Genomic DNA, 15,245 nt, shown 5'->3' with positions numbered 1-15,245 from the left:
CCCGTCGCGAATTAGCACGTTCGAGTGACGGGAGAGGAGAGCGGGGCGAAAAAGAAGAACAGACCGCTCACACTGCACTGCGGTGACGCGGTCTGCTCTCGTGTCCATCTCGCACTCAACCACCGGGCAGCGCCCGGGAGTTCAGACTTGCTCCGGGCCTTTCAGGCCTCGGAAGCCGTCACGTCCTGCGTGACGTCCTGCTCCGGCACGGCCTGCCCTGAGCGGATGAGGTCGATGCGCCCCATGACCTTGGCCCGCAGGTCGACGGGTACGTCGTCCTGGCCGCAGCAGCGCTTCACCAGCTTCTTGACCGCCTGCTCGAGGCCGTACTTCTCCAGGCACGGAGAGCACTCCTCGAAGTGCGTCTCGAACTTGGTGCAGTCGCTGTCCGGCATCTCGTGGTCCAGGAACTCATAGAGATGGTCCAGGACTTCACTGCAGTCAGTCTCGTGCGGCTCTCCGCAGCTCATGAGCCCGAGCCTTTCGTTCCGTTCGACTCCCCGGCACCCGCCGGGACCAGCCCGCGCTCACGGGCGTAGTCCTCCAGCATGCCGCGCAGCTGGCGTCGGCCCCGGTGCAGTCGGGACATCACCGTACCGATGGGTGTCCCCATAATGTCCGCGATCTCCTTGTACGCAAAGCCCTCTACGTCCGCCAAATAGACGGCGATGCGGAATTCCTCGGGGATCGCCTGCAGCGCCTGCTTCACGTCCGAGTCGGGCAGGTGGTCCAGCGCCTGCGACTCGGCGGAGCGCAGACCGGTGGACATGTGCGACTCGGCGCGCGCCAGCTGCCAGTCCTCGATCTCCTCGGCGGCACTGCGCTGGGGCTCGCGCTGCTTCTTGCGGTACGAGTTGATGAACGTGTTCGTGAGGATGCGGTACAGCCACGCCTTGAGGTTGGTGCCCTCGCGGAACTGGTGGAACGACGCGTACGCCTTCGCGTAGGTCTCCTGCACCAGGTCCTCCGCGTCAGCCGGGTTGCGCGTCATGCGCAGCGCCGCCGAGTACATCTGGTCGAGGAACGTCAGGGCGTCCCGCTCGAAGCGGGCCGTGCGCTCCGCGGCCGTCTCGGACTTCTCCGAATTCTCTCGGGGCTGCTCCGCCTGACCGTGCTCGGTCCCTGCGTCGGTCCCAGTGACCGGACCCACCTCCTCCAACGACGGGGTGAGGCCGAAACCAGCCCCACTCGAATCGGAGGATAGACGACGACCCGTGCCCCGCGCCGCCCGAATAGATGCGGTTTTGGGTGCGCTCAGCACCGTCCACTCCAGGTCAGACGACGTGGAGCGGTTCGGGCAGATGGTCGAACCCATGCGGCGGACTCCCTCTCGTACGAACAGCTGGCGACGGCGTTTGCCATCTGTCCGCCACAACAGAGGTCACCCGCTCAACATTCCCGCCCAGCGCGTGACGGCGTCCGTGATGAGCTTCACGGCCTCGTCCTGCCCGATGTCCGCCCGCTTCGGCACGGCGAACCCGTGGTCCGCGGAGGGGATCTCGACCAGTTCGTATACGCCTTCGGGGAACTCGGCGGGCTTTCCGAAGGGATCGTTGCCGCCCTGCACGACGAGCATCGGGACGCCCGCGCCGAGCAGTTCGGGGGCGCGGGACTTCTCCGGCCTGCCCGGCGGGTGCAGCGGGAAGGAGAGCGCGAGCACGGCCGCGGCGCCCAGCTCGGTCGCGGTGCGGCAGGCGACGCGGGCCCCGGCGCTGCGTCCGCCGGAGATCACCGGGAGGCCCTTCTTCTCCAGGGCCGGCCAGATCCCCCGCCATCCCGTGTCCAGCGTCTTGGGCGCGGGCGCCACCTTCTTGCCCGCGACCCGCCAGGGCTGCTCGACGAGGGCGACGGTCACGCCGTGGGCGGGCAGCGCGGCGGCGATGCCCTGGAGGTCACGGGCCTCGATGCCACCGCCCGCGCCGTGGCTGACGGCGAGGACGAGGCGGGCCTTCTTCGCCGCGTGCCAGGTGATCCTCGCCTCACCGGCGTCGGTCTGGATGATCTCGCTCTTGGTCACGCCAGAAGGGTCTCAGAAGAGGTCTCAGAGGCGGGGAATCAGAAGAGCGTGCCCTCTTCGGGGCCCTCCAGCTCCTTGAGCAGCTCGGGACCGTTGTTGCGTACGTTGCTGACGGCCGTGGACACCGGATACGCCCGCATCAGCCCGTGCGGCGGCGGCTCCAGGAGCGTGCGCAGGTCCTCGACGTCCGTGCGGGACGGGTCGAGCCAGGCGTCCCAGCGGTCCGGCGTCAGCATCAGCGGCATCCGCGGGTGGATGTCGGCGAGGGAGCGCGGACCCTCCTCGGGGCCGACCGCGAGCGGCGCGGTCTCCGCCTCGGTGGTGATCACCGTGCACGTCACCCACCAGGCCAGCGGGTGCTCGTCCGGCAGCGTCTTGTCCCGCCAGAACTCGTAGAGCCCGGCCATGGCGAAGACCGAGCCGTCGGCGGGCGTCACGAAGTAGGGCTGCTTGCGGGGCCGCTTCTTCTTGCCCTCGACCTCCAGCCGGCGCTCGTCGGGCGCGGTCACCCACTCGTAATAGCCGTCGGCGGGCAGGACGCAGCGGCGGGTGGCGAAGGCGCGGCGGTAGGAGGGCTTCTCGTGGACGGTCTCCGCGCGGGCGTTGATCATCCGGGCGCCGCCCTCGGGCGTCTTGGACCAGGAGGGCACGAGGCCCCATTTGAGCGTGCGCAGCTGGCGAACCGGACGCGGGTCCTCGGCGTCTTTCAGTGGACGGTCCAGTACCGCGTAGACCTCTTTCGTGGGCGCCACGTTGAAGTCGGGGGCCAGGGCCTCCTCCGGCTCCCACTTCTCGATCTCGAAGATTCCTGCGAGATCCTCGGGCCTACGACTGGATGCATACCGTCCGCACATACGTGCCAGACTGCCAGGCCCGCCCGTCGCCCGACCACCACCCCTCAACGATGCGCTCCGCGCAGCCAGCCCTGACGACGACCAGAGGAGCCGGTCCCAGCAATGGCCCACGGAATGGAAACCACCGCGAACGCCAGCCTGGCCGACCTCTGGGACCGTGTGTTCGGTACGCAGGCCGCGCCCGAGCAGTGGCTGGTGATCGCGGCCGGTGTCGCCGCCCTCGCCGTCGTCGTCCCGCACGGGATCTGGCGCCTCGCCCGCAACGCCATCACCATCGCGCACGAGGGCGGCCACGGCCTGGTCGCGCTGCTCACCGGGCGCCGCCTCGACGGCATCCGGCTGCACTCCGACACCTCGGGCCTGACCGTCTCGCGCGGCAAGCCCACGGGCCTCGGCATGATCCTGACCGCGGCCGCCGGGTACACCGCGCCGCCGCTGCTCGGCCTCGGCGGCGCGGCCCTGCTCGCGTCCGGGCGCATCACGGCGTTCCTGTGGCTCGCGACCGCGCTGCTCGTGGCGATGCTGGTGATGATCCGCAACGCGTACGGCGCCCTGACCGTGGTCCTGACCGGCGGCACGTTCCTGGTGGTCTCCTGGCTGGCGAGCACCGACGTCCAGGCCGCTTTCGCGTACGCGGTGGTGTGGTTCCTGCTCCTCGGTGGCGTACGTCCCGCCTTCGAGCTGCAGTCCAAGCGCAGGCGCGGGGGCGCGGGCGACTCGGACGCGGACCAGCTGTCGCGGCTCACGCACGTCCCCGCGGGGATGTGGCTCTTCCTCTTCCACGCGGTCTCGCTGTGCTCCCTGATGGGCGGCGGGCGCTGGCTGCTGGACGTGTGAGCGGACGCGGTCTCTACCAGTTCTCTGTTTCGCCTGGGTTTCACCACTTTTGATCAAGATTCCGGGTCACCGGCAGCCACTAAAGTGAAGGCATGACCGAAACCCCGGCGCACACCGCCCTCTGGCCCGCCCCGCACGCAAGCGGAGCCGTCACGTCCACGGTTCACGTCCCCGGTTCGAAATCGGTCACCAACCGCGCGCTGGTCCTGGCCGCACTGGCCGCCGAACCCGGCTGGCTGCGCCGCCCGCTGCGCTCCCGCGACACCCTCCTGATGGCGGGCGCCCTGCGCACGATGGGCGTCGGCATCGAGGAAGGCGTGGGCCCCGACGGCTCCGGCGAGGCCTGGCGTGTGATCCCCTCGGGCCTGCACGGCCCCGCCACGGTCGACGTCGGCAACGCCGGCACGGTCATGCGCTTCCTGCCCCCGGTCGCCGCCCTCGCCGACGGCCCGATCCGCTTCGACGGCGACCCCCGTTCGTACGAGCGCCCCCTGCACGGCGTGATCGACGCCCTGCGCGTGCTCGGCGCCCGCATCGACGACACCTCCGTCGGCAGCCCCGGCGCGCTCCCCCTGACGGTGCACGGCGGCGGCGCCCTGGAGGGCGGCCGGGTCGAGATCGACGCCTCGTCCTCCTCGCAGTTCGTGAGCGCCCTGCTGCTCTCGGGCCCGCGCTACAACCAGGGCGTCGAGGTACGTCACGTGGGCGGCGCCCTGCCGTCCATGCCGCACATCCGGATGACCGTCGACATGCTGCGCTCGGTCGGCGCCCAGGTGGACGAGCCGGAGTCGGGCGGCGAGCCGAACGTGTGGCGGGTCACCCCCGGCGCCCTGCTCGGCCGCGACCTGACCATCGAGCCCGACCTGTCGAACGCCCAGCCGTTCCTCGCCGCCGCCCTGGTCACCGGCGGCACGGTCACGATCCCCGACTGGCCCGCCCGCACCACCCAGCCCGGCGACGCGCTGCGCCAGATCTTCACGGAGATGGGCGGCTCCTGCGAGCTGACCGAGCAGGGCCTGGTGTTCACCGGATCCGGCTCGATCCACGGCATCGACGCCGACCTGAGCGAGGTCGGCGAGCTCACCCCCGGCATCGCGGCGGTCGCGGCCCTCGCGGACTCCCCCTCGACGCTGCGCGGCGTCGCGCACCTGCGCCTGCACGAGACGGACCGGCTGGCCGCGCTGACCAAGGAGATCAACGAACTGGGCGGTGACGTCACCGAGACGGCCGACGGGCTGCACATCCGCCCGCGCCGGCTGCACGGCGGCATCTTCCACACGTACGACGACCACCGCATGGCGACCGCGGGCGCGGTCATCGGCCTGGCGGTGAAGGACGTACAGATCGAGAACGTCGCGACGACGGCGAAGACGCTCCCGGACTTCCCCGACCTCTGGACCGGGATGCTCGGGAACTGACGGGCGGATCGAGAACCATGCGCCGCTACGGCAAGAACCCCGACGAGGACGACATCCGCGTCCGCCCCAACCGCAAGGGCAACCGCCCCCGCACCCACATCAGGCCCAAGCACGAGGACGCGGCCGAGGGCATGGTCCTCACCGTCGACCGGGGCCGCCTGACCGTCCTGGTCGACGACCGGGTCGTGATGGCCATGAAGGCCCGTGAGCTGGGCCGCAAGGCCGCCGTGGTGGGTGACAGGGTCGCGGTCGTCGGGGACCTGTCCGGCAAGAAGGACACCCTCGCCCGCATCGTGCGGATCGAGGAGCGCTCCTCCGTCCTGCGGCGCACCGCCGACGACGACGACCCCTACGAGCGGGTGGTCGTCGCCAACGCCGACCAGCTCGCCATCGTCACGGCCCTCGCCGACCCCGAGCCGCGCCCGCGGCTGATCGACCGGTGCGTCGTGGCGGCGTACGACGGCGGTCTGGAGCCGATCCTCGTCCTGACCAAGTCGGACCTGGCATCGGCCGACAAGCTCCTGGAGACGTACGCCACGCTCGACATCCCCTACGTGGTCACCAGCCGCGAGGAGTTCACCGACGGCGCGGAGCTCGCGCGGGTGCACGAGCTGCTCGACGGCAAGGTGACCGCCTTCGTCGGGCACTCCGGTGTCGGCAAGACCACGCTGGTCAACGCGCTCGTACCGGAGGAGCGGCGGCGCACCACCGGGCACGTCAACGCGGTCACGGGCCGCGGCAGGCACACCACCACCTCCGCCCTCGCGCTCCCTCTGACGGGTGCGGAGGGATGGGTGATCGACACCCCGGGCGTACGGTCGTTCGGGCTCAACCACGTCGACCCGTCGCGCGTCATCCTCGCCTTCCCCGACCTGGAGCCGGGGACGGTGGACTGCCCGCGCGGCTGCAGCCACGACGAGAAGGACTGCGCCCTGGACGCCTGGGTGGCCGACGGGCACGCGGACCCGGCCCGCCTCTATTCGCTGCGCAGGCTGCTCGCGGCACGGGAGCGACGCGACGGCGACTGAACCACCCGGAGGATCAGCCCGGTTGATCTGCCCGTTGTTTGCGCCGTGGCGGCAAAGGTAAATGCATAATCGCACCAAGCCGGATTCAAGCCAGACGAAGCGGTCGCGGATCGTGGACCAGTACGGGAGGCAGGGACAGCATGGCGTGGCTGCTGGTCATCGTGGCGGGCATTCTTGAGACCGGCTTCGCGGTCTGTCTGAAGCTCTCGCACGGCTTCACCCGGCTCTGGCCGACGATCGCGTTCGCCGCCTTCGCGCTCGGCAGCTTCGGTCTGCTCACCCTCGCCCTGAAGAAGCTGGACGTCGGGCCCGCGTACGCCGTCTGGACGGGCATCGGCGCCGCGGGCACCGCGATCTACGGAATGATCTTCCTCGGCGACCTGGTCTCCACGCTCAAGATCGTCTCGATCTCCTTCGTGATCATCGGCGTGATCGGCCTGCAGCTGTCCGGCTCCGCGCACTGAGGCCCGGCCCCGCACACCGACACCGGCTCACACCACCTCCCGCACCTTCGGGGAGTGGCGCGCGGCCGCATGCCCCTCGCCCTCCGCGGCCACCGGCACCTCCGCCTCGCAGCGTGTCCGTTCCACGTCCGTGCCGAGGGCCGGGTAGACGGGGCAACGGGCCCGGAACCGGCAGCCCTCGTGGCGCCGCGTCGGGCTCGGCGGATCGCCCGCCAGCAGAATCCGGGTGCGCGCCCGTTCGCATACGGGGTCGGGCACGGGCACGGCGGAGAGCAGGGCCTGGGTGTACGGATGGCGGGGCTGCTCGAAGACGTCATCGACCGCTCCCTTCTCCACCGTGCGCCCCAGATACATCACGCTCACGCGGTCGGCGATGTGGCGGACCACCGACAGGTCGTGCGAGACGAAGTGGAACGCGAGGCCGAGCTCGGCCTTGAGCCGCCGCAGCAGATTGAGCACCCCGGCCTGCACGGAGACGTCGAGGGCCGACACCGGCTCGTCGAGGACCAGCAGATCGGGCTCGACGGAGAGGGCCCGCGCGATGCCGATGCGCTGGCGCTGACCGCCGGAGAACTCGTGGGGGGAAGCGGGTCGCGTGACCGGGGTCGAGGCCGGCCTGTTCGAGGAGCCCGGGGATCCCGGCGGCGACGTCCCGCTTCGCGGCTCCCTGGGCGCGCAGCGGTTCGGCGACGATGTCGCCCACCGTCATCCGCGGATCGAGGCTCGCGAGCGGGTCATGGAAGACGATCTGCACCGTGCCGCGCAGGGCCTGCCGCTCCGCCTTGCCCAACTCCCCGACGGCGCGCCCGAAGAGCTCGATGTCACCGCCCTGCGGCGCCGCGAGGTTCAGGAGCTCGAAGAGCGTGGTCGACTTGCCCGAGCCCGACTCCCCGACCACCGCGAGGGTCTCGCCGCGCCGGGTCCCGGCCAACGACTACTTCAACAAGTACGTCAACACCGGCAACTTCGACCTCGTGAGCTTCCGCAACGTCGACCAGGTCTACCTCTCGATGGCGTACGGGACCTACCGGCAGCCCAAGGGCAAGAACCTCTTCCAGAACTTCGGCTCGGTCGGCTCACCGAAGATCGACAAGCTGCTCACCGAGGCCGCGCAGACCACGGACCACGCCGAGTCCGTGAAGCTCTGCAACGAGGCCGACAGCGAGATCTGGAAGCTCGGCCACTCGTTCATGCTCTACCAGCGTCCGCAGATCTACGCCGTCCGCGACGGCCGCGCCGACTTCGGCGCCGAGGGCCTGGCGGACCGGGACTACCTGAAGGTGGGCTGGCTCAAGTAGCCGCTCCGGACGCCTACTTCGCGCCCACCCAGCGCCCGATGGCCCCGCGGACCAGCTCCGCGGGGTCGTCGTCGTTCCCGGCGGGCGCGACGACGTACGACAGGGCGAGGCGCACGGCACTCTCGCAGGCGAGGGCGAGCTCGGGGTCCCTGCCCCGCGCCCGGCCGCCGAGCGCGAGCACCGCGCGGTCCCGCACGAGCGCGAGCAGCTCCGCGGACGAGGGCACCCCGGCGTCCGCGCGGCGCTGCGCGGGCACCGGCGAGGTGGACCCCGCTCCCCTGCTCGGCGCGGGCAGCCGCTCGCTCCAGCAGCCGGTGAGCGCGGCCCGCACGAGCGCGTTGCCGCGCGCGGAGCCGACCGTCCACGCGGCCACGGCGGCGAGCCGGTCGGCCGGCTCGCGCTCCTCGGCCAGGGCGCGCTCGACACCGTGCAGATAGCCGTCGGTCTCGCGCCGCAGCAGGGCGCGGGCGAGACCGTCCTTGCTGCCGAATTCGTTGTACAGGGTCTGCCGGGACACCCCGGCCACGGCCGCGACATCGACCATGCGTACGCCGGGCCAGGGGCGCCGGGCGAGCGCCGTGTAGGCCGCGTCCAGTAAGGATTCCCGTGCTGCAGGCATCGTCGCCTCCCCGGGGCCGAAGCGGCTCCGGTGCCAGAGTTGACGCGCTCGGCGGCACTGTCAAGGGGTCCCGCGCGAGCGCGCTCGATGCCTCGCACACGGGTGCTGTGGCCCGGCCACTTCGAGATCGATACTGTTCACTCATGCCCGACTACCACGATGATCTGCGTCTCGCCCATGTCCTCGCGGACGCCGCCGACGCCCAGACCATGGACCGGTTCAAGGCCCTCGACCTGAAGGTCGAGACCAAGCCGGACATGACGCCGGTGAGCGAGGCCGACAAGGCGGCCGAGGAGCTGATCCGCTCCCAGCTGCAGCGCGCAAGGCCGCGCGACGCGATCCTCGGCGAGGAGTACGGCATCGAGGGCACCGGCCCGCGCCGCTGGGTGGTCGACCCGATCGACGGCACCAAGAACTACGTACGCGGTGTCCCGGTCTGGGCCACGCTGATCTCCCTGATGGAGGCGGGCGAGGGCGGCTACCAGCCGGTGGTCGGCGTCGTCTCCGCGCCCGCGCTCGGGCGCCGCTGGTGGGCGGCGAAGGGCGGCGGCGCGTACACCGGGCGCAGCCTCACCTCGGCGAGCCGGCTGCAGGTCTCCAAGGTCTCGCGGCTCGCGGACGCCTCGTTCGCGTACTCCTCCCTCTCGGGCTGGGAGGAGCAGGGCCGTCTCGACGGATTCCTCGACCTCACGCGCTCGGTCTGGCGCACCCGCGGTTACGGCGACTTCTGGCCGTACATGATGGTGGCCGAGGGCTCGGTCGACATCTGCGCGGAGCCGGAGCTCTCGCTCTGGGACATGGCGGCGAACGCGATCGTGGTGACCGAGGCGGGCGGCAGCTTCACCGGCCTCGACGGCAGGCCTGGCCCGCACAGCGGCAACGCGGCGGCGTCGAACGGCCTGCTCCACGACGAGTTGCTCGGCTACCTCAACCAGCGTTACTGAGCCGGCTGCCTCGACCGGCGTTGCCGAGCGCGCACCACACGGCACTCCCGCGGGCGTACGCCACGCACGCGTACGCCCTGAACTGACCGCGCGCGCCCTCTTGTTGGCACCCTGCATGGCTGCGACTCTGAGAGTCCCCCCACTTGTGAACTTGTGAATCCTTTCTCCAGCAGGTAGCGGAGGCAATCCTTCGCCCACCCGGAGACCTCGGTTTCACCAAGGAGGTGGCTCACGCCCATGCTCGTTCGCGACGCCATGAGCACGGTGGTCCTCACCATCGGCCCCGCCCACACACTCCGCCAGGCAGCCCGACTGATGTCCGCCCGCCGTGTCGGCGCGGCCGTCGTCCTGGACCCCGACACCTACGGACTCGGCATCCTCACCGAGCGCGACATTCTCGTCTCACTGGGACTCGGCCAGAACCCCGACCTGGAGACCGCCGGGACCCACACCACCACCGACGTCGTCTTCGCGACCCCCTCGTGGACGCTGGAGGACGCCGCCGACGCCATGTCGCACGGCGGCTTCCGTCACCTGGTCGTCGTGGACGGCAACGAACCGGCCGGGATCGTCTCGGTCCGCGACATCATCCGCTGCTGGGCGCCGGGACGGCGTGCGGCGACCACCGCCACGATGGCGGGCTGACACACGGCGACGGGCCGGCCCGTGAGGGAACCGGCCCGTCGCTCTCAACGACAAGTGGTGCTGGTCAGCCGCGCAGGGCCTGGACCGCGGCCTCCAGCCGCTTGCCGAAGTCACCGTCCGCCTTGCGGAAGTTGTCGATCGCTCGCTCGGCGATGTCGTCACGCGAGACGCCCGCGATGTTGCCCGCGAGGTTCTCGATCAGACGCGTCTTCTCGTCCTCGGACATCAGCCGGTAGAGGTCGCCCGCCTGCACGAAGTCGTTGTCCTCGGCGTGCGAGGGCGTCGCGTGGTTGCCCGTACCGCCGGAGACGGCGGTGGTCACCCAGAGCGGACGGTCCGTCTGGTGCGGGCCGCCGAAGGAGTTGGGCTCGTAGTTCTTCGCGCCCTTGTGGCGGCCGTCGTACAGGAAGCCGTCACGGCCGTGCGAACGCGCCTCGGTGGCGTGCGGGCGGTTCACCGGCAGGTGGTCGGCGTTGATGCCGACGCGGTAGCGGTGGGCGTCGCCGTACGCGAAGAGACGGCCCTGGAGCATCTTGTCCGGGGAGGGGCCGATGCCGGGCACGAAGTGGGCGGGGCTGAAGATCGCCTGCTCCACCTCGGCGAAGATGTTCTCCGGGTTGCGGTTGAGCTCCAGCTTGCCGATCTCGATCGGCGGGTAGTCCGCGTGCGGCCACACCTTGGTGAGGTCGAACGGGTTGAAGCGGTAGTTCGCCGCGTCGGCCGCCGGCATGATCTGCACCTGCACGGTCCAGGTCGGGAAGTCACCGCGCTCGATGGCCTCGCGCAGGTCGCGCTGGTGCGAGTCGGGGTCCTTGCCCGCCAGCACCTCGGCGTCGGCGGCGGTGAGGTTCTTGATGCCCTGGTCGGTCTTGAAGTGGTACTTGACCCAGAAGGCCTCGCCCGCCTCGTTGTTCCACTGGAACGTGTGCGAGCCGAAGCCGTCCATGTGACGGTACGACGCCGGGATGCCGCGGTCACCGAAGAGCCAGGTCACCTGGTGGGTGGCCTCCGGGCTCAGACCCCAGAAGTCCCACACGTTGTCGGCTTCCTGCGAGCCCGTGTACGGGTCGCGCTTCTGCGTGTGGATGAAGTCCGGGAACTTGATGGCGTCCCTGATGAAGAAGACCGGGGTGTTGTTGCCGACGAGGTCGTAGTTCCCCTCCTCCGTGTAGAACTTCAGCGAGAAGCCGCGCGGGTCGCGCACCGCGTCGGCCGCGCCGAGGTTTCCGGCCACGGTGGAGAAGCGAAGGAACGTCTCGGTCTGCTTGCCGACCTCGGAGAGGAACTTCGCGCGGGTCCACTGCGAGACGTCCCGGGTCAGGGTGAAGGTGCCGTACGCACCCGCACCACGCGCGTGCACGATGCGCTCCGGAATGCGCTCGCGGTTGAAGTGCGCGAGCTTCTCCAGCAGCAGCTGGTCCTGGATCAGCATCGGCCCGCCGACGCCCGCCGTCTCGCTGTTCTGGTTGTCGGCGACCGGCGCGCCGGCCTCCGTGGTGAGCGGTCCCTGCGTCACGTGCGCCTCCTGCGTCATTTCCTGCAAGTCCTGTCCCTTGGCGTTTGCCGTACTCGATCCTACGATGGACTTTGTCTAAGTCAAGTAAACATCTAAAGTCACACCCGGTCGGGACTTAGGTCCCTCGCCTGTTAGGCTGGTCTTCATGAGTGACCTGTTGGAACGACTGCGCGGACGCGGCTGGCGCATGACTGCACAGCGCCGCGTGGTGGCCGAGGTCCTCGACGGGGACCACGTCCACCTCACGGCCGACGAAGTGCACGCGCGCGCCGTGGACAAGCTGCCCGAGATCTCCCGGGCGACCGTCTACAACACCCTGGGCGAGCTGGTGACCCTCGGCGAGATCCTCGAAGTCTCGACGGACCGCCGCGCGAAGCGGTACGACCCGAACGCGCACCGCCCCCACCACCACCTGGTCTGCGCCCAGTGCGGCGCGATCCGCGACGTCCACCCCACGGGCAACCCCCTGGCCAGCCTCCCCGACTCGGAACGCTTCGGCTTCACGGTCGAGGGAGTAGAGGTCACCTACAGGGGCATCTGCCCGAACTGCGCTGCGGCGTAAGTCTTTTACGTACGCCCCAGAAGGCCCCGGCACCGCAGGACGCCGGGGCCTTCGGCGCGCCTTGCGGCCTTCGACCGCTCGTTCTCGGCCAGTACGCACCCCTTCCAGAATCTGACGGTGCGTCATATCGTCGGCGGCGCCCAGAGAATCCACCTGCCCTCCGCAAGGAGACCCCGTGGAAGATCCGCACCCCACCCGCCCCAAAATCCAAGCCCACGCGGTGACGAGAACCTTCGGCCGAGGGCCCAGCGCGGTCCACGCCCTGGGCCCCGTGGACCTGGCCGTCGCCCCCGGCGAATTCACCTGCGTCGTCGGCCCCTCCGGCTGCGGAAAATCGACCCTGCTCCGCATAGCCGCAGGCCTTCTCCGCCCCAGCACGGGCGAGCTGCACATCCGCACGGCCACCCCGCGCCCCGCCGCGATGATCTTCCAGGACTACGGCATCTACGACTGGAAGACCGTCCAGGCCAACGTCAGATTCGGCCTGGACATCCAGAAGGCCCCCCGCCGCGAGGCGAACGCCAGAGCCACGGACTGGCTCACCCGCATGGGCCTCGCCGACTTCGCCGACGCCTACCCCGCCGCCCTCTCCGGCGGCATGCGCCAACGCGTCGCCATCGCCCGCGCATTGGCCGTGGAACCCGAGATCCTCCTGATGGACGAGCCCTTCGCGGCCCTCGACGCCCAGCTCCGCACGATCCTGCAGGACGAACTCCTCGCCCTCACCCAGACGACCCGCACCACGACCCTCTTCATCACGCACAGCCTCGAAGAGGCGATCGTCCTCGGCGACCGCGTCCTGGTGATGTCGGCACGGCCCGGCCGCGTCATCGCCGAACGCCGCCCGCCCTTCCCCCGCCCCCGCACCGGAGACGTCCGCGACACCCCCGAATTCACGGCGCTCAAGAGCGAGTTGTGGGACCTGCTGCGCGGCGAGGTCGGCACGGAGGCGGCGGCATGAGCACCGTCACGGACAAGAGCCGACCCTCCGAAGAAGACCTCCTGATCAGAAGCCCCGGCCCCCAGGAGCTCCACCCCACCCGCACCCACCGCAGGCGCCGCGCCCTGGAACTCTCCCTGGCCGTGGGCGTACCGGCCGCCCTGATCCTGCTGTGGCAGCTCGCGGCGGTGAGCGGCTGGATCGACGACCGCGTCTACCCCGCGCCCCAGACCATCATCGAGGACGGCTGGCAGCGCGCGGCGGACGGCGACCTGTGGCCGGACGTCCGGGCCACGCTCAAGCGTGTCCTCGCCGGGTACGCGATCGGCACCGTCGCCGGGTACGCCCTCGGCCTGCTGATGGGCTCACTCTCCGTCGTACGAGCGGCACTTGAGCCCACGCTCGACGCGCTGTACGTCGTCCCGAAGCTGGCACTCCTGCCCGTCTTCCTCAACATGTTCGGCCTCGGCGAAGGCCCGCAGATCGCGCTCGTCGCCGCCACAGTCTTCTTCTTCGTCTGGATATCGACGATGGCGGCGGTCCTCGCCGTCCCGTCCGGGCACCGCGACGCGGGCCGGGTGTTCGGCGCGTCTCCCTGGCAGATGTTCCGCCACGTGCTGCTGCCCGCGTCACTCCCCGCCGTCCTGGTCGGCGCGCGGATCGCGGCCGGAGTCGCGGTCCTGGTGATCGTCGCCTCCGAACAGATCGCGGCGGCGGACGGCCTCGGCCATCTCATCTTCGACTCGCGCGCGCTCTTCCAGAACGACGTGATGTTCGTCGGCATCGTCTGCGTGGCCGTGCTCGGCGTCGTCTTCTCCGAACTGGTGCGGATCGCGGGCCGGTTGCTCACTCCCTGGGCCCCGCGCGACCGCGGCCGAAGCCAGTCATGACATCGACTCCCGTCCGTACGGGGCAATCCGTACGTGGAAGAGTGCTCGGAGGCACCATGCGCACCCGCACCACCGCACTCACGCTGCTCGTGACGGGCTCACTGCTCGCCGCCTCGGGCTGTGCGAAGGAGGACGACGAAACCCCGTCCGCCGCCACGAAGCCCCGCGCCGTCACCTCGGTCCCCGGCTGCGGCAAGGGCAGTTGGACCGATCCCGCCGATCTGTCCCCCGACCGCGAGCCGGCCCGCTGCGCCCCGAACACCCCCGCCCCGAGGCCGCTGCCCGAGAAGCGCCGCCTGACGATCGCGACCGGCACCCTGAGCGCCGAATACGTCGCGCCGCTCCACATGGCGGTGGACAAGGGCGAGTTCGAGAAGGAGGGCCTGGACGTCCAGCTGAAGGTGCTGCCCACCCCCGACGCGCTGCCCCTCCTCGCCAAGGGCGACGTCGACGCCCAGTGGGCGGCCCCCGAGGCCGCCGTGATGAACGGCATCACCAGCGGCTTCGACATCAAGTGGACGGCCGGCAACTTCTCCCCCGACCCCAGGTCCAAGAGCGGCTTGTGGGTGAAGCTGCGCGAGAACGAGACCGCGGCCCGCGTCCCCATGGCCGGCCGCAAACTCGGCACGATGATCGGCAAGGGGTCCGTCATCTCGTACCCCATGAACAAGGCCCTGAAGAAGCACGGCGGCGGCCTCGACGAGATCCAGTTCCAGCAGCTGGGCTCGGCGGACGTCCTCACCGCCCTGCAGAACGGCGGCACCGACTCGGCCTGGCTGCTCGACCCGGTCTGGCGCAAGGTCGACGGCGACGAGCGGTACGCGTTCCTCGGCGGCCAGCCCCAGGCGGAGCCGCTGGGCGGCCTGCTGTTCGGCCCGAACCTCCTCAGGAAGGACCCGGACGCGGGCGTGGCGCTGCTGCGGGCCTACATCAGGACGGTGAACACGTACTTCGCAGGCGACTACAAGGCCGACAAGGCCTTCGCGAGGGATCTCGCCAAGCTCCTCAAGACGGACGAGAAGGTGCTGCTCTCCACCCCGTCCCTCCACATGGACTGGGAGATCCGCGCGGGCACGACGGACCGCCTGCAGGACGCGTACCGCGCGGCGGGCGTCGCGGAGGGCGACAAGGTCCCGGAGAACAAGGCGGTGGACCGCAAGCTGTACGAGGAGGCGGTGGGCCACAAGCCCTGAACGACACCAAGGGCCGGGAA

The 15,245-nt window shown here is 70.4% G+C and carries 17 protein-coding genes and 1 pseudogene; 11 read left to right on the top strand and 7 right to left on the bottom strand.

What is annotated here, in order from left to right; genetic code table 11:
* Positions 1-161: 161 nt before the first annotated feature.
* The 4 genes from rsrA to AB0B50_RS10820 all read right to left on the bottom strand — a co-directional run bounded on the left by rsrA (position 162) and on the right by AB0B50_RS10820 (position 2,871).
* Positions 162-470 carry a mycothiol system anti-sigma-R factor gene (gene rsrA, locus AB0B50_RS10835; RefSeq protein WP_055700424.1) on the bottom strand — a complete coding sequence of 103 codons (309 nt, stop codon included), beginning with the start codon at positions 468-470 and terminating at the stop codon, positions 162-164.
* Positions 467-1,150: a sigma-70 family RNA polymerase sigma factor gene (locus tag AB0B50_RS10830; protein ID WP_361167726.1), complete on the bottom strand. Its 684-nt coding sequence runs from the start codon at positions 1,148-1,150 to the stop codon at positions 467-469. Before AB0B50_RS10830 ends, rsrA begins: the two co-directional genes overlap by 4 nt.
* Before the next feature lie 231 nt (positions 1,151-1,381).
* Complete coding sequence (locus AB0B50_RS10825) at positions 1,382-2,017, bottom strand: alpha/beta family hydrolase (protein ID WP_362328574.1); 636 nt, start codon at positions 2,015-2,017, stop codon at positions 1,382-1,384.
* Positions 2,018-2,055: 38 nt separating this feature from the next.
* On the bottom strand, positions 2,056-2,871 hold the full coding sequence (locus AB0B50_RS10820) for an SOS response-associated peptidase (RefSeq protein WP_362328572.1): 816 nt from the start codon (positions 2,869-2,871) through the stop codon (positions 2,056-2,058).
* Between the two features lie 114 nt (positions 2,872-2,985).
* On the opposite strand from AB0B50_RS10820, the gene AB0B50_RS10815 reads away from it, so the two are divergent.
* The 4 genes from AB0B50_RS10815 (at position 2,986) to AB0B50_RS10800 (ending at position 6,618) form a co-directional block, all read left to right on the top strand.
* On the top strand, positions 2,986-3,708 hold the full coding sequence (locus AB0B50_RS10815) for a M50 family metallopeptidase (RefSeq protein WP_362328570.1): 723 nt from the start codon (positions 2,986-2,988) through the stop codon (positions 3,706-3,708).
* Between the two features lie 92 nt (positions 3,709-3,800).
* The gene (gene aroA / locus AB0B50_RS10810) at positions 3,801-5,126 is read left to right on the top strand and encodes a 3-phosphoshikimate 1-carboxyvinyltransferase (protein WP_362328568.1); all 1,326 of its coding nucleotides are present in this window, start codon (positions 3,801-3,803) and stop codon (positions 5,124-5,126) included.
* Positions 5,127-5,143: 17 nt separating this feature from the next.
* Positions 5,144-6,154, top strand: a complete 1,011-nt coding sequence (gene rsgA, locus AB0B50_RS10805; protein ID WP_362328566.1) for a ribosome small subunit-dependent GTPase A — start codon at positions 5,144-5,146, stop codon at positions 6,152-6,154.
* Between the two features lie 140 nt (positions 6,155-6,294).
* A complete protein-coding gene (locus tag AB0B50_RS10800; protein ID WP_055700431.1) occupies positions 6,295-6,618 on the top strand; it encodes a multidrug efflux SMR transporter in 324 nt (107 codons plus the stop codon).
* 27 nt (positions 6,619-6,645) lie between these two features.
* Here AB0B50_RS10800 and AB0B50_RS10795 read toward each other — a convergent pair.
* Positions 6,646-7,537: pseudogene (locus AB0B50_RS10795) on the bottom strand (oligopeptide/dipeptide ABC transporter ATP-binding protein); the annotation flags it as partial.
* On the opposite strand from AB0B50_RS10795, the gene AB0B50_RS10790 reads away from it, so the two are divergent.
* The gene (locus AB0B50_RS10790; protein ID WP_362329206.1) at positions 7,482-7,916 is read left to right on the top strand and encodes a hypothetical protein; all 435 of its coding nucleotides are present in this window, start codon (positions 7,482-7,484) and stop codon (positions 7,914-7,916) included. The pseudogene AB0B50_RS10795 and the gene AB0B50_RS10790 sit on opposite strands and share 56 nt — an antisense overlap.
* Before the next feature lie 13 nt (positions 7,917-7,929).
* Here the strand turns inward: AB0B50_RS10790 and AB0B50_RS10785 are convergent, their stop codons facing one another.
* A complete protein-coding gene (locus AB0B50_RS10785) occupies positions 7,930-8,535 on the bottom strand; it encodes a TetR/AcrR family transcriptional regulator (protein WP_362328564.1) in 606 nt (201 codons plus the stop codon).
* 143 nt (positions 8,536-8,678) lie between these two features.
* On the opposite strand from AB0B50_RS10785, the gene hisN reads away from it, so the two are divergent.
* Together hisN and AB0B50_RS10775 are read left to right on the top strand one after the other, a co-directional pair.
* A complete protein-coding gene (gene hisN, locus AB0B50_RS10780) occupies positions 8,679-9,479 on the top strand; it encodes a histidinol-phosphatase (protein ID WP_362328562.1) in 801 nt (266 codons plus the stop codon).
* Between the two features lie 237 nt (positions 9,480-9,716).
* Positions 9,717-10,124, top strand: a complete 408-nt coding sequence (locus AB0B50_RS10775) for a CBS domain-containing protein (protein ID WP_362328560.1) — start codon at positions 9,717-9,719, stop codon at positions 10,122-10,124.
* Positions 10,125-10,188: 64 nt separating this feature from the next.
* On the opposite strand, the gene AB0B50_RS10770 is transcribed toward AB0B50_RS10775, so the two are convergent.
* Positions 10,189-11,658: a catalase gene (locus AB0B50_RS10770; protein WP_362329155.1), complete on the bottom strand. Its 1,470-nt coding sequence runs from the start codon at positions 11,656-11,658 to the stop codon at positions 10,189-10,191.
* Between the two features lie 127 nt (positions 11,659-11,785).
* On the opposite strand from AB0B50_RS10770, the gene AB0B50_RS10765 reads away from it, so the two are divergent.
* The 4 genes from AB0B50_RS10765 (at position 11,786) to AB0B50_RS10750 (ending at position 15,225) form a co-directional block, all read left to right on the top strand.
* The gene (locus tag AB0B50_RS10765; protein ID WP_362328558.1) at positions 11,786-12,202 is read left to right on the top strand and encodes a Fur family transcriptional regulator; all 417 of its coding nucleotides are present in this window, start codon (positions 11,786-11,788) and stop codon (positions 12,200-12,202) included.
* A 175-nt stretch (positions 12,203-12,377) separates the two neighbouring features.
* Complete coding sequence (locus AB0B50_RS10760) at positions 12,378-13,163, top strand: ABC transporter ATP-binding protein (RefSeq protein ID WP_362328556.1); 786 nt, start codon at positions 12,378-12,380, stop codon at positions 13,161-13,163.
* Positions 13,160-14,032, top strand: a complete 873-nt coding sequence (locus AB0B50_RS10755; protein ID WP_362328554.1) for an ABC transporter permease — start codon at positions 13,160-13,162, stop codon at positions 14,030-14,032. Before AB0B50_RS10760 ends, AB0B50_RS10755 begins: the two co-directional genes overlap by 4 nt.
* A 56-nt stretch (positions 14,033-14,088) precedes the next feature.
* Entirely contained in the window at positions 14,089-15,225 is a 1,137-nt protein-coding gene (locus AB0B50_RS10750) for an ABC transporter substrate-binding protein (protein WP_362328552.1), read from the top strand.
* Positions 15,226-15,245 lie beyond the last annotated feature (20 nt).

It is taken from the genome of Streptomyces sp. NPDC041068, from assembly GCF_040647455.1.
Lineage (GTDB): Bacteria > Actinomycetota > Actinomycetes > Streptomycetales > Streptomycetaceae > Streptomyces.
This window is presented reverse-complemented; position numbering and strand designations above follow the sequence as displayed.